Origin of the sequence: Nisaea sp. (genome assembly GCF_965216895.1) — a bacterium.
Taxonomy (GTDB): Bacteria; Pseudomonadota; Alphaproteobacteria; order Thalassobaculales; family Thalassobaculaceae; genus Nisaea.
Window position 1 is genome coordinate 1,472,792 of the sequence record NZ_OZ244205.1, and the last position, 16,013, is coordinate 1,488,804.

15 protein-coding genes are annotated in these 16,013 nt (G+C 62.6%); 6 read left to right on the top strand and 9 right to left on the bottom strand.

Annotated features, from left to right (window positions below; all coding sequences use genetic code 11):
- Positions 1-15: 15 nt before the first annotated feature.
- Entirely contained in the window at positions 16-1,179 is a 1,164-nt protein-coding gene (locus ACOOE1_RS07125; RefSeq protein ID WP_420405643.1) for a phosphoserine transaminase, read from the bottom strand.
- Positions 1,180-1,773: 594 nt separating this feature from the next.
- On the opposite strand from ACOOE1_RS07125, the gene ACOOE1_RS07130 reads away from it, so the two are divergent.
- Positions 1,774-2,283 (top strand): hypothetical protein, encoded by a 510-nt coding sequence (locus ACOOE1_RS07130; protein ID WP_420405644.1) that lies wholly within the window; start codon positions 1,774-1,776, stop codon positions 2,281-2,283.
- 93 nt (positions 2,284-2,376) lie between these two features.
- On the opposite strand, the gene ACOOE1_RS07135 is transcribed toward ACOOE1_RS07130, so the two are convergent.
- The 4 genes from ACOOE1_RS07135 to ACOOE1_RS07150 form a co-directional block, all read right to left on the bottom strand.
- Complete coding sequence (locus ACOOE1_RS07135; protein WP_420405645.1) at positions 2,377-2,829, bottom strand: hypothetical protein; 453 nt, start codon at positions 2,827-2,829, stop codon at positions 2,377-2,379.
- Between the two features lie 96 nt (positions 2,830-2,925).
- Positions 2,926-3,189 carry a hypothetical protein gene (locus tag ACOOE1_RS07140; RefSeq protein WP_420405646.1) on the bottom strand — a complete coding sequence of 88 codons (264 nt, stop codon included), beginning with the start codon at positions 3,187-3,189 and terminating at the stop codon, positions 2,926-2,928.
- 57 nt (positions 3,190-3,246) lie between these two features.
- Positions 3,247-3,918, bottom strand: a complete 672-nt coding sequence (locus ACOOE1_RS07145; protein WP_420405647.1) for a hypothetical protein — start codon at positions 3,916-3,918, stop codon at positions 3,247-3,249.
- 80 nt (positions 3,919-3,998) lie between these two features.
- Positions 3,999-4,994 (bottom strand): glutathione S-transferase family protein, encoded by a 996-nt coding sequence (locus tag ACOOE1_RS07150; RefSeq protein WP_420405648.1) that lies wholly within the window; start codon positions 4,992-4,994, stop codon positions 3,999-4,001.
- A 71-nt stretch (positions 4,995-5,065) separates the two neighbouring features.
- On the opposite strand from ACOOE1_RS07150, the gene ACOOE1_RS07155 reads away from it, so the two are divergent.
- Positions 5,066-5,776, top strand: a complete 711-nt coding sequence (locus ACOOE1_RS07155) for a Fe2+-dependent dioxygenase (protein WP_420405649.1) — start codon at positions 5,066-5,068, stop codon at positions 5,774-5,776.
- Positions 5,777-5,785: 9 nt separating this feature from the next.
- Here ACOOE1_RS07155 and ACOOE1_RS07160 read toward each other — a convergent pair whose 3' ends face one another.
- Both ACOOE1_RS07160 and mdoH read right to left on the bottom strand, forming a co-directional pair.
- Entirely contained in the window at positions 5,786-6,373 is a 588-nt protein-coding gene (locus tag ACOOE1_RS07160; protein WP_420405650.1) for an NUDIX domain-containing protein, read from the bottom strand.
- Between the two features lie 76 nt (positions 6,374-6,449).
- Positions 6,450-8,336, bottom strand: coding sequence for a glucans biosynthesis glucosyltransferase MdoH (gene mdoH, locus ACOOE1_RS07165; RefSeq protein ID WP_420405651.1), 1,887 nt, complete (start codon positions 8,334-8,336; stop codon positions 6,450-6,452).
- A gap of 263 nt (positions 8,337-8,599) precedes the next feature.
- On the opposite strand from mdoH, the gene ACOOE1_RS07170 reads away from it, so the two are divergent.
- Positions 8,600-9,820, top strand: a complete 1,221-nt coding sequence (locus ACOOE1_RS07170; RefSeq protein WP_420405652.1) for an OpgC family protein — start codon at positions 8,600-8,602, stop codon at positions 9,818-9,820.
- Positions 9,817-10,710: an alpha/beta hydrolase gene (locus ACOOE1_RS07175; RefSeq protein ID WP_420405653.1), complete on the top strand. Its 894-nt coding sequence runs from the start codon at positions 9,817-9,819 to the stop codon at positions 10,708-10,710. The genes ACOOE1_RS07170 and ACOOE1_RS07175 overlap by 4 nt, the downstream gene beginning before the upstream one ends.
- Here ACOOE1_RS07175 and ACOOE1_RS07180 read toward each other — a convergent pair.
- Both ACOOE1_RS07180 and ACOOE1_RS07185 read right to left on the bottom strand, forming a co-directional pair.
- Positions 10,703-10,873, bottom strand: coding sequence for a hypothetical protein (locus ACOOE1_RS07180; protein ID WP_420405654.1), 171 nt, complete (start codon positions 10,871-10,873; stop codon positions 10,703-10,705). The two genes, ACOOE1_RS07175 and ACOOE1_RS07180, sit on opposite strands and share 8 nt — an antisense overlap.
- Positions 10,874-11,017: 144 nt before the next feature.
- Positions 11,018-13,240 (bottom strand): mechanosensitive ion channel family protein, encoded by a 2,223-nt coding sequence (locus ACOOE1_RS07185; RefSeq protein ID WP_420405655.1) that lies wholly within the window; start codon positions 13,238-13,240, stop codon positions 11,018-11,020.
- Positions 13,241-13,529: 289 nt separating this feature from the next.
- On the opposite strand from ACOOE1_RS07185, the gene ACOOE1_RS07190 reads away from it, so the two are divergent.
- Together ACOOE1_RS07190 and ACOOE1_RS07195 are read left to right on the top strand one after the other, a co-directional pair.
- The gene (locus tag ACOOE1_RS07190; protein WP_420405656.1) at positions 13,530-15,068 is read left to right on the top strand and encodes an acyl-CoA synthetase; all 1,539 of its coding nucleotides are present in this window, start codon (positions 13,530-13,532) and stop codon (positions 15,066-15,068) included.
- A 41-nt stretch (positions 15,069-15,109) separates the two neighbouring features.
- Entirely contained in the window at positions 15,110-16,003 is an 894-nt protein-coding gene (locus ACOOE1_RS07195) for a dimethylarginine dimethylaminohydrolase family protein (RefSeq protein WP_420405657.1), read from the top strand.
- Positions 16,004-16,013: the final 10 nt, after the last annotated feature.

Genomic DNA, 16,013 nt, shown 5'->3' on the forward strand with positions numbered 1-16,013 from the left:
GAGCGGTTCTGGCGGTCAGGCGGCCTCGGAGAGGGACCGTTTCACCGCGCCATAGGCCCAGTCGAGCCACGGCATCAGGGCTTGCATGTCCGTCGCCTCGACCGTCGCCCCGCCCCAGAGCCTGAGACCGGCGGGGGCATCGCGGTAGCCGTTGATGTCGAATGCCGCACCCTCGGCTTCGAGCAGCGCGTCGATCTGCTTGGTCGCGGCCCGCTGCTCCGCCTCGGGCAGAGCCTGGAACCACGGATCGGAAATCGAGACGCAGATCGAGGTACAGGAGCGCACCGCCGGATCCTTCGCGAGGAAATCCGCCCACTCGCTCTGCGCGACCCACTTCTCGACAGCGGCGAGATTGGCCTCGGAACGGGCGATCAGCCCTTTCAGGCCGCCGACATCCTCCGCCCATTTCAGCGCGTCGAGCACATCCTCGACCGCAAGCATGGAGGGCGTGTTGATGGTTTCGCCTTTGAAGACGCCCTCGATCAGTTTGCCGCCCTTGGTCAGGCGGAAGAGTTTCGGCAGCGGCCAGGCCGGAACATAGGTCTCGAGCCGTTCGACCGCGCGCGGGCTGAGAATGAGCATGCCGTGCGCACCCTCGCCACCCAGCACCTTCTGCCAGGAGAAGGTGGTGACGTCGAGCTTGTCCCACGGAAGCTCCATCGCGAAGACGGCGGAGGTCGCGTCGCAGATGGTCAATCCCTCTCGATCGGCGGATATCCAGTCGCCGTCCGGCACCCGGACGCCGGAGGTGGTACCGTTCCAGGTGAAGACGACGTCCCGCTTCGGATCGACGGCGGAGAGATCGGCGATCTCGCCATAACCCGCTTCGATCACGCGGACGTCTTCGAGCTTGAGCTGCTTGACCGCGTCGGTGACCCAGCCGGAGCCGAAGCTTTCCCAGGCGAGCAGATCAACGCCGCGTGCACCGAGCATCGTCCACATGGCCATCTCGACGGCTCCGGTGTCGGAGCCCGGCACAATACCGATCCGGTAATCGTCCGGCACGCCGAGCACGGCGCGGGTACGATCGATCACCTCTTTGAGTCTTGATTTTCCGATTTTCGAGCGGTGAGACCGCCCGAGGGCGGCGTCAGCGAGAACAGCGGGGCCCCATCCGGGTCGCTTAGCGCAAGGTCCGGATGAGAACTGGGGAGCGCGCGGGAATGCCGTCGGCTTCATCGTATCATCCTTCAATGTAACCACTCGTTGGGGAGTGGCGGCCCGCCGCTGACGCTATGGATTTCCGCGGCGCTGTCAACTGCGGAATCCAAACCGGAATGCTGCGCCGCACCAAATCTTTTGCCGTCCCGATCGCATCTCTGTGCCGCTTCAACCTTTCGCCTCATCGTTGCACTGTCTTGGATTACATCGAAAATTGGCTTAAATCGATTGCAAGAGTTGCAAATTCGACACATTCCTCGATGGAAATCGGTTCATGCGCATTCGAAATCAATTTGCTTCGGGGAATGGGTTGCACCGCGGAAAATTGCGACATATATTGTGCACTGCAATACGGAGTGCCCAGCCGTATTGTTTACTTCTTGGGCGTTTCCTCCCTTAACTCGGGCCGCTGAAAAGCGGCCCTTTTTTTTGCCTACCGGCCGGATCTGACCGGCAAGTTCAGCCCTGTGGAGGCGGCAGAATTCGCCTGCCGATAGGGTTTGGCCCTCATTTTTCTTTTATTTCAATAAGTTAAATCGCCATACGTACTTGGCCCCGGAATTGCTCCGTTGCTTGTGACAACGAACAGCATCCGAGACCTGGAGCATTTAAATGGCTGACATCGATTACCGGACCTGGCCCGCACACTCTTCCGACAACACCCACACGCGACAGGAATGGATGGTCCCCGCCGGCCGCTTCAATCGCGGCGGCAACGCTACCGACCTGGTCAACGGCAATTCCGATGCCGCGAACCAGAATTTCGGTACCCCGGAATTCTCCCTGCTCGATCAACTCCCGGACGTCATCGTCGATGCCGTCGGCGAATGGGCCCTGCATCTCCAGGGTCAGTCCTGGCGCCTGCGCCGGCGCGCCCTGAACCGGTTCGCCGAGGCCTTCGCGGACCAGTTCCTCGCCATTAACCCGTCCCTCTCTGACGAGGAATACGAGAGCCTGACCGATATCGGATATACCTGCCTTCTTGAACTGCTCGACGAAGGCCAGCCGCTGTTCGATCTTGATCAGGCCCATTGCTACAGGCGCAGCGTCCACGACGTCCATCGGGACGCCGCCGAACTCTATCTTGCGATGAACGGCCCGTCTCCCGCGACGGTGCACTGATTTCCCCCGCGCCATCCGGCGCCTCTCCCCCGGACTAGGGCCGCTGACGCGGCCCTATTTTTTCACGCTATCTCTTGGCGGCTTCGGTATGAATCAGGACGCGCGCCCGGACTCCGCAGCTCGATCCGACACGGAATGCGCCGCCCCGCCGATCCAGGACACCGCGGCGGCGTAGCTCATGAAAATCTCACGTTCCCGGACCGGCGTTCCAGGGGACAGATCCAGCATTTCCTTGTAGAGCTTCATCACCATCTCATCGCTTTCATTCGCGACAAGAAAGGCGACCCGCCGCGTTCCGGGGTCTCCCGGCTTCGAGTCTACCGCCGGCACGTGAGCCACGTTGCTCCTGAGCGTGTTCATGTACTCAATATCAAGCGAATGGAGTTGCGCCGACCGCAGATCGAAAAGCAGGTTCATGCCTTCGCGGTAATGTTTGTTCGTGCGCAACTCGCCGATACGGTTTGACGATGACATGACATCAAGCTCACCGGAGATCCGTATTTCGATGAAAGGCCGCTCGAAATCGCGGCGCACCGTATGGTCCATGTTATCCAGCTCGAATTTCGTACCCGGTCGGCATTCTAGAGATGGCCAAAGGGAAACGCTAGGTTACGCGTTCAAGACACACGGCGCAGCCGCCGGTCAGCCTCCCGGCGATCGGCGAAGAGTTTCGTGGTCGGGCGATGGCGCCGGCTCGAAACCGCCTGCCATGGCTTCAGGAGCAAGAAATCCGCCTCTCGTGCGCGGTAAGAACATCGTTCCCCACGCCGCCTGTTCCATGTTTGCGGGCGCCGCATTCCTATCACTGACGGTGAAATCGGAGAAACTCGCGTCCCGGCAATCCCGGAGCGCATCCGGGCCGTCCACAAACTGATCGAGCATGAGCAAGTCCGCGATCGCCTCCATCAGGGCCTTGCCGTCGACTGACCGACGATCGCCGGGCTGGTCGCGGATTTCGGGAACTTACCGCTTTTTCATACCGCGCACGCTGATGTCTCCCGCTTCAATGGCATCGCGCATCGCCTCGAAACCGTGAGTCATTTCCTCGCACATTTCGCGGTAGAAGCGCAGTTCGGCAATTTCCGCTTCCTGCAGGAAGCCGTGGCGGGGAGCGCCGGCATCGAGCAGCTTTGCGAAATACCGCCCGCGGGCCTTGGCGGCCATCTGCGCGACGCCTTCCAGCTCGCCGGCGCCGACTTCCATGACCGTTTCCTGGGTCAGCTGCCGGTTCTGCTCGGTCATGTACCGATCGAGTTCGCGGGCATATTGCTGCGGGTTCACCCGCATGCCGGCATCCTTGCCCTGCAGCCACGGGGCGCTCGCCTGCCGCTTCGAGCGGGCAGCCCTGGGCGCCGCGGCGGGCTGCTCCTCGCTGTTCGCATTGGCCGGGCGCGGCGCTTTCGCGACCGGCGACACCGCAGCCGGGCGGTCGGCGCGCAGTGGCTGGACGGCACCGGTCGCGGAGCCTTCTCTCGCCGCGGTCTTGGCCGGAACCTTGGATGGAACCTTGGAGTCGGCCGGGGTCTTGCCACGCGCTTCTTCGGGATAGGGATCCCAGTCCGCACCGGCGCCGTTTCCGGAAAGATCCTTCAGGCGCGAGCCCAGACCCGCTTTCAAAGCCGACGACAAGGACATGTTCTGCTCCTCCAAGATACGCGCCGGCCCTTCGCCGGCTTGGTCGGAGGTATCAAAGCAAGGACCGTGCCGGTTTCCCGTCAGGCCGCCAGCAAACGGTGACGGTCATGCGGCCCGTCAAAATCCAGCTCGGGCCCCTTCGGCACGATTCCCTTCGGGTTGAGGCTCTCGTGACTGCGGAAATAATGCTCCTTGATATGCCGAACATTCACCGTCTCCGCTATGCCGGGAACCTGGTAGAGCTCGCGCAAATAATTGGAAAGGTTGCGATAATCCGCGACTCGCTTCCGGTTGCACTTGAAATGCGTCAGATAGACGGCATCGAACCGGATCAGGGTGACGAAGAAGCGCCAATCCGCCTCCGTGGGGCGGTCTCCGACGAGAAACCTGTTGCGGGCAAGCCGTTCCTCCATCTCGTCCAGGCGGGCAAAAAGTGCATCGAAGGCGTCCTCGTAGGCCGCCTGCGTCCCGGCAAACCCGGTCTTGTAAACGCCGTTGTTGATGTCGCGGTAGATGCGCTCATTCACCGCGTCGATCTCCTGCCGGAGCGGTTCCGGATAGAGGTCCAGACCGGAATCGACACCTTCGAGGCCGTTGAAGGCGGTGTTGAACATACGAAGAATTTCCGAGGACTCGTTCGAGACGATTGTACCGTCCCGCTTGTCCCAGAGCACCGGCACGGTGACCCTGCCGGTATAGCGGGGATCGGCGGCGGTATAGACTTCGCGCAGGTAGCGGGCCCCGTTGACGGGATCGTCGGTTCCTTCCGGATCCTGACCAAAGGCCCAGCCGTCCTTTCCCATCAGCGGATCGACGACGGACAACCCGATATGGGATTCCAGCCGTTTCAGCTTGCGGGCGATCAGTGTCCTGTGAGCCCAGGGACAGGCATAGGAAACATAGAGGTGATAGCGGCCGGATTCGGGACCGAAGCGTGCGCCCTCGCGATCCTCGACGAAATCGCGGAACACGGTTTCCTTGCGCTCGAATTTGCCGTTACGACCGGCCGAACCGGCCTCATCTGTTTCCCATCTGCCGTCGACCAGGGCACCCATCTTCCAATCTCCTCTTTCCATTGCCGTTCCCCCGGGAGGTGGCGGCAAATCGACCGACATCAAGGCTCGCAATCGGAAACGGTCCTGTTACCATGGCGTCCAATTTCAAGACTTTACGGGGGTACGGGACCATGGTGGCGGTCATTCGCGAGCTGCTGAACAAGGATCAGGTTAAGACGATCGCAGCAAAGTTGTTCTCTGCCCAATTCGTGGACGGAAGCTCCAGCGGCGGTCCGCTCGGCAAGGACATCAAGAAGAACACCCAGGTGCCGCCGAACAGCCCGCACTACCGAGAAATGTCCGAAATGGTGCTTGGCGCGATCAAGACGAACGAGACGGTCGCCATTAAAGGCATGCCGCGCCGTATCCTCTCGCCCATCTTCGCCTCCTATATGACCGGCAACCAGTATGGCGAGCATATCGACGCCGCCCTGATGGGTCCCTATCCGGGCATGCGCACCGATCTTTCGATGACCATTTTCATGAACAAACCCGACGCCTACGAAGGTGGCGACCTGGTGCTCAGCACCGATTTCGGTGAAATGGTCTACAAGGAGAATCCCGGCGACGCCGTGCTGTATCCGACGCATTATCTGCATCGGGTGAACCCGGTCACAAAGGGGCGGCGCCTCGCCATCGTGATCTGGATGGAGAGCATGATCCCCGATCCGATGAAGCGTGAAATCATCGGCGACCTCGCGGAGACCCAGGCGATCCTGACCGGTTCGAACGTCGACAAGAAGGCGATCCTGATGCTGGAGAAAGGCCGCCTCAACCTGATGCGGATGTGGGCCCAGACCTGAACCGGACCGTCAGATAAAATGCTGCGCGAGATCTCCGGGTAGCGCCCCGCGCCGCGCCAGGAGATCCGCCTTCAGGAGCATGGTCTGGGAAAACGCGTCTACGATCTCCCCGCTCATCGCCATCTCGACGACTTCGCGCACCGGAAGGCGCCTGACCTCAAGCCGCTCGCAGGCCTCGGGCGCGGCCGTCCCCTCCTCCAGGTCCCAGGCGAGAAATCCCACCGCCTGCTCGTCCGTGATCGCGTTGGAGAGATCCATGCGCAGCAGTTCACGCCAGCTCCGCGCCGTCAGCCCGGTTTCCTCGAGCAATTCGCGCGCGGCGGAGCCCTGCGGATCGTCGAACGTACCGCCGCCTTCCGGCAACTCCCAACTGTAATAATCGCGCGGGAAGCGCTGCTGGCCGACGAGCCATGTCATTCCCGCGGCATCGACAGGCAGGACCCCGACCGCCAGACTGCGCACCCGCACGACGCCGTAGAGGCCCGGATTGCCATTCGGATCGAGCACGTCATGCTCGGTCACCCCGATCCAGGGATTGTCGTAGACGTTCCGGGTCTCCAACACCTGCCAGACCGCCCGCCCCCGCTGCTGCATCATCACCCGCCCGCCACTGCTTCAGACCAGCGGCACCCTAGTCGAGTGCGTGAGATGGGGAAAGCCGCAGCCGCCTGCGTCAGGCCCGTTCGGGATCGGCCAGCGGCCGGACCTCGGTAAACGGCCGCGTGACGGCCAGCGTATCCGCTGCTGCGGCACCGATCGGCTCGGCGACACGGCGGAGCGTCTCCGGTGTCTCGAATTCTTCAGGAATGGCACAAAGGCCGAGTCGCAGCATTGCCCGGCCGAATGCCGGCAGCGCGGTAAGAGTCGCGACCGGCACGGCCAGCAGGAGTCCGGCGATCACCGGCGCCGCCCATGGCAGGATCTGGGGGGCCGCGATCCAGAGTGTGGCGACGAAACCAGCCCCGAGAAGGGTCTGCGGCCAGAGGCCGCTGAACGCCTCGCCAAGGGTGACGCGGCGGTCGTCGCGTTCCTGCGCATCCCAGCGGATCCGCTTGCCGAACAACAGCCCCCCGATGAAGATCGTCTGCGCGAGCGCGGCGACCGGCGATACCAGCATGGAAAAGACCAGTTCCACCAGCGTCCCGGCAAGGATCCGCGCCATGCCGCCATAGCTGCCGCGGGCGGACCGTCGCAGGGCGACATCCAGGATGCCCAGAATCTTCGGCGCGAAAGTCATGGCCATGACCGTGACGAAGAGCACGAGGCCGAAACCGGGTATTCCGGGAACCGCGTCAAGCGCAGGTGCCGTCACGCTTTCGAACGGTCCGAAGACAAGATCGACAAGGCCCAAGACCATGAAGGCGTACCAGAGCGGCGCGCCGCTATACATCAGGATGGCGAGCAGAAGCTGGAGCCGCCCCATCGGCCGCACGCCGCGGATCAGCGAAGGATGCAGAAAGAGCTTCACATACTGCATGTTGCCTTGGCACCAGCGCAGGTCGCGGGTCAGGAAATCCGGCAGGTTGGTCGGATTTTCCTCATAACTGCCGTCTTCCAGCGGCAGCACCCGGACCTCGTAGCCGCCGCGGCGCATGAACACCGCCTCGACCTGATCGTGGCTCAGGATCTCGCCGCCGAGCGGGCGTGTACCGGGAAGCGCCGGCAAGTGGCAGTGGGCACGAAAGGGCGCGAGGCGGAGGATCGCGTTGTGTCCCCAATACGGCCCGTCCGGTCCCTGCCACCATGCGCTGCCGGTGGTGTAGGAGCGCATGCCGTGGCGCATGCCGAACTGGAACATCCGGGCAAATGCGCTGCTCGCGGGCATGCCGGTGACAAGCGTCTGCAAAATGCCGACTCTCGGGTTCTGCTGCATCAGTCGAACAAGGCGCAGCACGGCCTCGCCGGACATCACACTGTCGGCGTCGAGCACGATCATGTAATCGAAGCCGTCACCCCAGCGCGCGCAAAACTCCTCGATATTGCCGACCTTCTGGCGCGCATTGTCCGCGCGGCGCCGATAGTGCAGCCGGTCGGGCCGCGCATTGTCCTCGCGCCAGACTTCGAACAGGGCCTGTTCCCGCGCCGCGATCTCGGGCTTGTTGGAGTCGCTCAAGAGAAAGAGGTCGAAATTGTCCGCCTGTCCGGTGGCGTCCAGCCCGTCGGTCACCGCCCGCAGATTGCGGACGACCAGAGCCGGGTCCTCGTTGAAGACCGGCATCACGATGGCGACGCGTGCTGTGACCGGCGACTGAACGTCCTCCAGCCCCGCCAGCCCGGTCACATTCCGAAGCCAGTCGCGCCGGAAATGCAGCAGGCCGAAACCGATGATCGCGTTCCAGAATCCGATCACCATCCAGGGCGTATTCAAGGCAAAGACCGCTGTCATCGCGATCTCGATCCAGGTCAGCCCATTGCGGGAGAAAATGAAGACAAGAGCTGCGACAAGGGTGCAGATCGTAGCTGTCACGAGGCCGGCAAATATGATCCGGCGCGCGCGCAATGGAAGGGCCGGGTACGCCGAATCTCGTTCGTCCGAATCCATCAGGTGAGCCGCGTCCATTGTCCCCAGTCCCGAATTCGACGGGCCGGGAATCTACTCACCGGCCCGGGAATATCAAATGATAACGCGCGGAGGGATTTCGATCCCCTCCCCATGCGCCGCGATTTGAAAATTGGACGCAGGCCGGCTGATGTCAGCAAAACAAGCTTCACAAAGACGCGATATCAAATTGACTGGAAACGGGCGCGTTTCCGGCGCTAGTTCGCTCTATATTTAGAAAGTGCGGGTGTGAGGACGGTTCCCGGAACCGGCGGGCGACGACCATGGCAGAACAATCGGACAAGACGCGGCGGCAGCGCGATCCCAGGCTCGACTTCTTCCGGGGGATCGCGATGCTGATCATCTTCATCGCCCACGTCCCGCAGAACCATTGGTCGAACTTCATTCCGGCCCGCTTCGGCTTTTCCGATGCGGCGGAAATGTTTGTTTTCTGCTCCGGATTTGCCGCGGCCATCGCATTTGGCGGCACCTTCATACGGGCCGGTTTCTGGCATGGCACAGGCCGCGTGCTCTACCGGATCTGGCAGCTCTATACCTCGCACATCCTGATATTCTTCCTGATCGTTGGCCTCATGGTGGCGGGCAACGCGCTGTTCGCCGAGCCGGACTATATCAACCGGCTCAACCTCGAGTTCTTCTTCGAAGAGACGCCGAAGGCGCTGCTCGGGCTCCTTACCCTGACCTACGTACCGAACTATTTCGACATCATGCCGATGTATATGGGCGCGCTGCTCATGATTCCGGTCTTCATGGCACTGGCGCGCATACATCCCTGGCTGGCGATGGGCTTCTCGGTCGTGGTCTATGGCGCGAACTGGGCCTTTGACGGCGGCCTTCCGTCGCATCCCAATCACGATCACCTCGAGTGGTTCTTCAACCCATTCGGATGGCAGCTCGTCTTCTTCACCGGCTATTCCATCTCGCGCGGCTGGCTGAAAGTCCCTGCCTTGAACCACTATCTGATGACGGCCTGCATCGTCTTCGTCGTCGCGGCGGCGCCAATCTCGCACTGGTGGTTCTTCGTCGGCTATCAGGAAAGCTTTCCGTTTCTCGCCGAGTGGCGCGAGGTGACTCTGCCGTGGCGGGCAAAGACCGACTATGGGATTCTGCGTTTGATCCATTTTCTCGCGCTGGCCTATATCGTCGTCAATCTGGTGCGCGGACGGGAGAACCTCCTGAGGCACAGGGCCTGCCATCCGATCCGGACGGTGGGTCAGCAGGCCCTGCCCGTGTTTCTTCTCAACATGTGGCTTGCCCAGCTCGGCGGCATGGTCCTCGACCAGATCGGCCGGGACCAGCTGACCTGGGCGCTCGTCAATCTCGCCGGGCTGGCCACCGTCGTGCTGTTCGCCTATCTGGTGACCGCGATCAAGACGGAATGGTGGCGCAAAGCGATCGATGAGCGCGCGAGCGGTACCGCCGAGACAGAAGGGACGGAGCGCTCGCGGCCGGCGGCCGGTTCCGTTCTCTCCCCGGCGGAATGATCCCGATTATCCGCCTTTGCGCCGTCCTCATGGCGGCGGGCACCGCTCTGGCTTACAGCTCCGCCTTACAGGCCGAATTGCGGGAAAGCCTCACCCTTGAGAGCCCGGCCCTCGGCCGGAAAATGAGATATTCCCTTTACCTTCCCGAGACCGCAGCCGCGGCCGGACCTCTGCCGGTCCTGTACCTGCTGCATGGTCTTGGCGGGAATGAAAGGGATTGGCAGACCCTCGGCAAGATCGAGGTCATGGCGGACCGTCTCATAGCCGGGAAAGCCATGCCCCCGATCGCCATCGTCATGCCGGACGCCGGCAACAGCTGGTACGTGAACTCCGCGGCGCACGGTCCATACGAAGACGCGATCCTCGAGGATCTGATTCCGAAAGCCGAGACCAGGCATGGCGTCGGCGGCAGAGCCGCCAACCGGGCGGTCGCAGGGCTTTCCATGGGCGGCTACGGAGCCTTGCGGCTGGCCTTCCGGAATCCTGAGAAGTTCGCAATGACAGGCGCGTTGAGCGCGGCGATCTTTCCGGACCTTGCCCGGCAGGAAGATATCACCGAGCAGCAGACCGGATTTTTCAAGGGAGCGTTCGGCACGCCGTTCGACATTGCGACATTCAACCGGCAGAACTTCTTTTCAGATATCCCGTCGCTCGCAGCGACAAGGTTGCGGCCCGCGATCTTTATCACGGTCGGTGACGATGACGGCTTCGGCCTCTACGAAGGCAATCTCAAGCTCTTCCTGACTCTGAAACGCGCCGGCGTGCCGGTCGAATTCCGGGTGACCGACGGGGACCATGCGTGGCGGCTCTGGCGCGCGCAAATCGAACATATCCTGCGCTATTACGGACGGGTGCTGGGCGCCAGAGCCGGACAGACCGGACTCAATTGACCAGAACCATCTCCAGTTCGAGCACGTCGTCTTCTTCCAGTGACCAGTCACCGCCAAGGAGCTCGATCATCTCGCTGCTGTCGTTGTAGAGGAACGACGCGTCGAACGCCTCGTCCAGGCCGGTTACGCCGTAATCGTCTGCATGTTTCGGAATGTAACGCATTCTACCCTCCTCAAAGAGCTGATCCATTCAGCGTTTCACTCGCTCCCGAACTCACATTCCAGTCACAGCAATTGCCGTGCCAGTTCGGTGCCGGGAACTCATCCGAATGATCATTTGCCGAAGAGAGGCCATGATCGAGGAGGGTTATCTGTCGTCAGCGGGGGTCTTCTTCGCCTGCGATTCGACAGGCGCCGGTTCGGCGGCCTGACTGGCGGCGGCGGCGATCGCGTTCTCCTGCTCCGGCGTCAGAGCCGCTCCCTCGACTTTCCCGGGGATGTTCACGCGGACCTCTTTGCGGGCGAAATCGATGCCGTTCTCTTTGAAGGCTTTCTGGACCCGTGAATAGACCTCCTTGCGGACCGCGAACTGGTGTCCCGGCTTGGTCATGAACTTGCCGCGGACGATGATGCCGACATCATCCACGTCCGCTGCACCCTGAGATTTGAAGGGCTCGATGATCCCCTCGGCCAGTTCCGGCACCTCCATCATCTCCTGACCGATTTTCTTGAAGATCTTGCGCACCTTGTCGAGGTCGGTCTCGAACGGCACGGTAAAGCGCAGCTTCATGATCACCCAGTCGCGGCTCATGTTGGTGACCTTGGCAATCTCGCCATAGGGAATGATGTGGATCGGCCCGTTGACCGAGCGCAGCAGGATCGAGCGCACGGAAATCTTCTCCACCGCGCCGAGCGTGCCGCCGGCATCGATGAATTCGCCGACCCGGAAAGCATCGTCCAGCAGAAAGAAGATCCCCGAAACCACATCCTTAACCAGGGTTTGTGCACCGAACCCGACGGCGAGGCCGATGACGCCCGCGCCGGCCAGAAGCGGCGTGATGTTGATCCCGAGGGCGTCGAGCGCCAGCAGGATCGTCATGATTCCGATGACCGCGCTCAGGACCATTCGGATGAGCGGCAGGATGGTCGCCATCCTCGACTGACCGGCGCCGCCGCCCTCGCCGCCATGTCCGGGCGCGGAGGGCGCGTCGGTCACGCCTTCCTCGATCAGCCGGCGGTTGATCCAGAGATTGCTGAACTCCCAGACCAGATAACCGCCAGCCAGAATCAGGACCGCGCCGACGAGATTGGCGGCAAGCTCTGCACCGATGCCCGCCGCAGCAAGCCCTTGCAGGCTGAGGCCCCAGACCTTCCCGACCAGAACCACGACCGCCGCCAGCAACAGGGCGCGTCCGATCCGGATATAGCTGAACCGGGTCTGCCGCTCAACGGCCGGTTGCGGCGTGTCGGGCATGTCGGGGGTTTCGGGTACCGGCGCGCCCACTTCGTCACCCGGCTCCGGCCGTGGCGGAGCCGGCTCGCGCGGGACAAGATGCTCCGCAATCCCACGGACCATCGTATCGAGGAACGGTGTGACCAGAATGATCACGATCACCAAGGTTCCGCGCAGGGGCGAAATCACTTCCGCCCCGGCGCTGACCGCAGTCTGGATAAACAACCAGTTGGCCACCAGCAGAGCAACCATGGCGGGCGGCCACCACCGGGCCATGCGGGCCAGTCCAGGGGTCGGCGCTTCCCCTTCGCCGATAAGGATCTTCGTCAGGCCGGACCGCGTGCGCCAGATGGTCAGGCTCAGCCAGAACGTTGCAAGGAAGGCCGTCCAGAACCGCATGCCGTCTTCCGCATCGTGCCCTGCGCGGGTCAGAAAGTCGGAGAGGAACATGAGCAGGCCACCGAGGGCGAATACCGACGCCAGATTCCAGTAGAGTCGCGCCACGACATGATCATCGGCCGCGACAAGCCGGAGATCCGGCCGTTTCGGCGCAAGTACGAACCTGAGAACCGCGGTCGCCGCGCGCGGAAGTGCGATCGCAAATAGAACGAAACTCGAGATGCTTACGACATGACTATCCTTCGACGGGACGGTATGCGCGAGCGCCAACGAGACGAGGATGAAGACAACGACACCGCCAAGTTCGAGCACGGCCCTCAGGGAGAGTTTGGCGACCGTATCGCCAAGAGCCCCGTCACTCGGCACCTTGATGCGTTCACGCCAGGGTTCGGCGGCGCGGACGAAAATCAGTTCAGCCAGTGCGCCGGCAACGAGACTCATCAAGAGAAACCCGAGCAGCACCGGCGCCTCGGTGCTCAATCCGGACAAACCTTTGCCAATGACAGACAGCAGTTCGGGCAGCCCGGCCACCTTTTCCGCGACATAGCTCCGAAAGCCGGTCAGGACCTGCTTCAGCTGTGTGATCGGGTCGACCACGGGCGCATCAGCACGCGCTCCCGCCCGGTTCTCCTCCAGCAACTCGATGAGCTTGACGAGCGTTTCCTTCTGCTCCGGATTCAGTTCATCCACCAGGGTCTGGAGCCGGTCCGGTTCTTCGCCCCCGACGGAGACCGGCATCTGTGCATTCGCAGGGCCTGCCACAGGGGGGACGAAGAGCGAGAACAGAAGCAGGGCGAATAGAGCGCGGCACAATACAAAGGGTCGGCGCATGTCGTTTTCCACGTCGGGGCGATCAAGAGGTCTTCAGGGTTCAACCTATACGTCGAAGCAGTCCCGGCCATTTTGCATCCTTTGGCCACATTGTCACAGCAAACGACAGTTTCTTGAATCCGTTGGAAAACTGCGCTGATATCGATCCCGTCGGCAGATCAACGACCGGTCATCGACGAAAATGGGAGGATGGCTCATGAACCAGGCCGCGATACTGGCGCAGATAGCGCGCGTTCATGGCGACCGGCCGGCGATCTCGTACGGCAAGACGGTCTTCCGGACCTACCGTGAGCTGGGAGAGCGGGTGGGGCGACTCGCGGGCGCGCTGCGCACCGAACTCGACCTGGTCCCGGGCGACCGCGTCGCGCTGGCAATGAAGAACGACCCGCTCTATCTGGAGATCCTCTACGCGATCTGGCATGCCGGCCTCGCGGCGGTGCCGATCAATGCCAAGCTGCATCCGAAGGAATTCGCCTACATTCTCGACAACAGCGGCGCGCGCGCCTGTTTCGCGACACCGGACCTTGCCGGCACCCTGGCCGAAATCAAGACCGAGGTGCCGGATCTCGAGCATCTGATCTCCACAATCGACGCTGATATCGAAGAGCTCTACGAGGCCGACCCGATCGCGCCGGCCAGCGTCGACCCCGATGCGCTCTGCTGGCTCTTCTATACTTCGGGCACAACCGGCCAGCCGAAAGGCGCGATGATCACCCATCGCAGCCTGATGTTCGCCACCACGAACTATCTTGCCGACGTTGACGGGATCGATCCCGGCGACTGCATGATCCACGCCGCCCCGATGAGCCATGGCTCCGGCCTCTACGCCATGCCGCATGTCGCCCGCGGGGCCAACAACATCGTGCCCGAGAGCGGCGGCTATGATGTCGAGGAAGCGCTCGATCTGATCGCACACTGGCCGGGTGCCAGCTTCTTCTTTGCCCCGACCATGGTCAGCCGTCTGATCAACCATCCGGGACTCGGGCAAGCGGATCTCTCAAACCTGAAGACCATCGTCTATGGCGGCGGGCCGATGTACCTGGAGGACGTGCTGAAGGCGCTGGAGACGCTCGGCCCCAAGCTGACACAGATCTACGGCCTCGGCGAGGCCCCGATGACCATCACCGGCCTGCCGAAATCGGCCTATCTCGACAAGGAGCATCCGCGCTATCTCGCCCGCCTCGGCTCTGCCGGATACGCACGCACCGGCGTCGAGGTCCGCGTCGTCGATGCCGAGGGTAATGATGTCGGCTACGGCGAGACCGGCGAGATCATCTGCCGGGGAGACATCGTCATGGGCGGCTATTGGCAGAATCCCGAGGCGACCGCGAAGACGATCCGTCGAGGCTGGCTCTGGACCGGCGATCTCGGCGCGATGGACCTCGACGGTTACGTCACGCTGAAAGACCGCTCCAAGGACATGATCATCTCCGGCGGCACCAACATCTATCCGCGCGAGATCGAGGAAGTTCTCCTTCGTCACCCGGATGTCTACGAATGCGCCGTGGTAGGCCGTCCCCACGCCGACTGGGGCGAGGAGGTCGTCGCCTTCGTGGTGCCGCATCCGGGCAAAGACGTCGACACGGCCGAGCTCGATGCGCTTTGCCTCGAGAATATCGCCCGATTCAAACGGCCGAAGACCTACCGCGTGGTCACGGCGCTGACCAAAAACAATTATGGAAAGATCCTGAAAACCGAGCTGCGCGACTTGCTGGCGAAGGAGGCGGACGGCTAAGCTGCCCGCGCCTTACCTGACCACCGCTCCGGATCATTCAAATGTCCTCTGGCTCGAACGCTTTCGCCGTCGGCTCCGAATACGGCGTCCTGCGTGACGTCTATCTCTGTCCGCCCGACAATTTCCAGTGGTCCGACATCGCCAAGGAGGACACCACCGCCAACGCCGTGGTGCGCGCCACCCTGCGCGACGGCGTCCCGTTCGACCGCACGTCAGCCGAAGCCGGCTACCGGGAATTCGTCGACGCTTACGAGGGTGCCGGCGTCAACTGCCATTTCGTCGAGACCGATCCCGCCCTCAGCTACCAGATCTATACCCGCGACCCCTCTGTCATGACCCCCTGGGGCGTTTTCCTCTGCCAGATGTACCGCCAGCAGCGCCGGGGCGAGATCGCGCCGACCTATCGCTTCTACGAGAAGCTCGGCATCCCGGTCTGGAACTGGGCGACGGCGGGGCCGATCGAGGGCGGCGACATCCACCTGATCAAGCCGGGCGTCGCGATCGTCGGCTATACCGGCCAGCGCACCACCGAGGTGGCGGCGAAGCAGCTCCAGGCCTGGCTCGAGAAGGAAGGCTGGGAATGCCGGCTGCAGCGCTTTGCCGAGCATTTCCTGCATCTCGACCTGCTCTACGCCACGGTGAACGAGCGCCTCGCCCTGATGTGCCTCGACGTGCTGCCGGAAGATTTCGTCGCCTGGGTGAAGGGCCACGGCATCGAGCCGGTTCCTGTCACCTACAAGGAAGCGATGCAGCTCTACTGCAACTGCATGTCGCTCGGAAACGACCGGGTGATTTCCTCGAAGGGTGCGAAACGGGTGAACGAGGCGCTGCGCGCCGAGGGGATCACCGTGCTCGACCCGGACCTCTCCATGTTCACCCGGGCCGGCGGCGGCCCGCGCTGCCTCTCGATGGCGCTGCGGCGGGACGCGGTCTGACGCCGCAGCT

Excerpts from the sequence above, each read along its gene's own strand:
- ACOOE1_RS07125 (WP_420405643.1), bottom strand. The coding sequence starts at position 1,179 with ATGAAGCCGACGGCATTCCCGCGCGCTCCCCAGTTCTCATCCGGACCT.
- ACOOE1_RS07130 (WP_420405644.1), top strand. The coding sequence starts at position 1,774 with ATGGCTGACATCGATTACCGGACCTGGCCCGCACACTCTTCCGACAAC.
- ACOOE1_RS07135 (WP_420405645.1), bottom strand. The coding sequence starts at position 2,829 with ATGGACCATACGGTGCGCCGCGATTTCGAGCGGCCTTTCATCGAAATA.
- ACOOE1_RS07140 (WP_420405646.1), bottom strand. The coding sequence starts at position 3,189 with ATGGAGGCGATCGCGGACTTGCTCATGCTCGATCAGTTTGTGGACGGC.
- ACOOE1_RS07145 (WP_420405647.1), bottom strand. The coding sequence starts at position 3,918 with ATGTCCTTGTCGTCGGCTTTGAAAGCGGGTCTGGGCTCGCGCCTGAAG.
- ACOOE1_RS07150 (WP_420405648.1), bottom strand. The coding sequence starts at position 4,994 with ATGGAAAGAGGAGATTGGAAGATGGGTGCCCTGGTCGACGGCAGATGG.
- ACOOE1_RS07155 (WP_420405649.1), top strand. The coding sequence starts at position 5,066 with ATGGCGTCCAATTTCAAGACTTTACGGGGGTACGGGACCATGGTGGCG.
- ACOOE1_RS07160 (WP_420405650.1), bottom strand. The coding sequence starts at position 6,373 with ATGATGCAGCAGCGGGGGCGGGCGGTCTGGCAGGTGTTGGAGACCCGG.
- mdoH (WP_420405651.1), bottom strand. The coding sequence starts at position 8,336 with ATGGACGCGGCTCACCTGATGGATTCGGACGAACGAGATTCGGCGTAC.
- ACOOE1_RS07170 (WP_420405652.1), top strand. The coding sequence starts at position 8,600 with ATGGCAGAACAATCGGACAAGACGCGGCGGCAGCGCGATCCCAGGCTC.
- ACOOE1_RS07175 (WP_420405653.1), top strand. The coding sequence starts at position 9,817 with ATGATCCCGATTATCCGCCTTTGCGCCGTCCTCATGGCGGCGGGCACC.
- ACOOE1_RS07180 (WP_420405654.1), bottom strand. The coding sequence starts at position 10,873 with ATGCGTTACATTCCGAAACATGCAGACGATTACGGCGTAACCGGCCTG.
- ACOOE1_RS07185 (WP_420405655.1), bottom strand. The coding sequence starts at position 13,240 with ATGCCGGTCTCCGTCGGGGGCGAAGAACCGGACCGGCTCCAGACCCTG.
- ACOOE1_RS07190 (WP_420405656.1), top strand. The coding sequence starts at position 13,530 with ATGAACCAGGCCGCGATACTGGCGCAGATAGCGCGCGTTCATGGCGAC.
- ACOOE1_RS07195 (WP_420405657.1), top strand. The coding sequence starts at position 15,110 with ATGTCCTCTGGCTCGAACGCTTTCGCCGTCGGCTCCGAATACGGCGTC.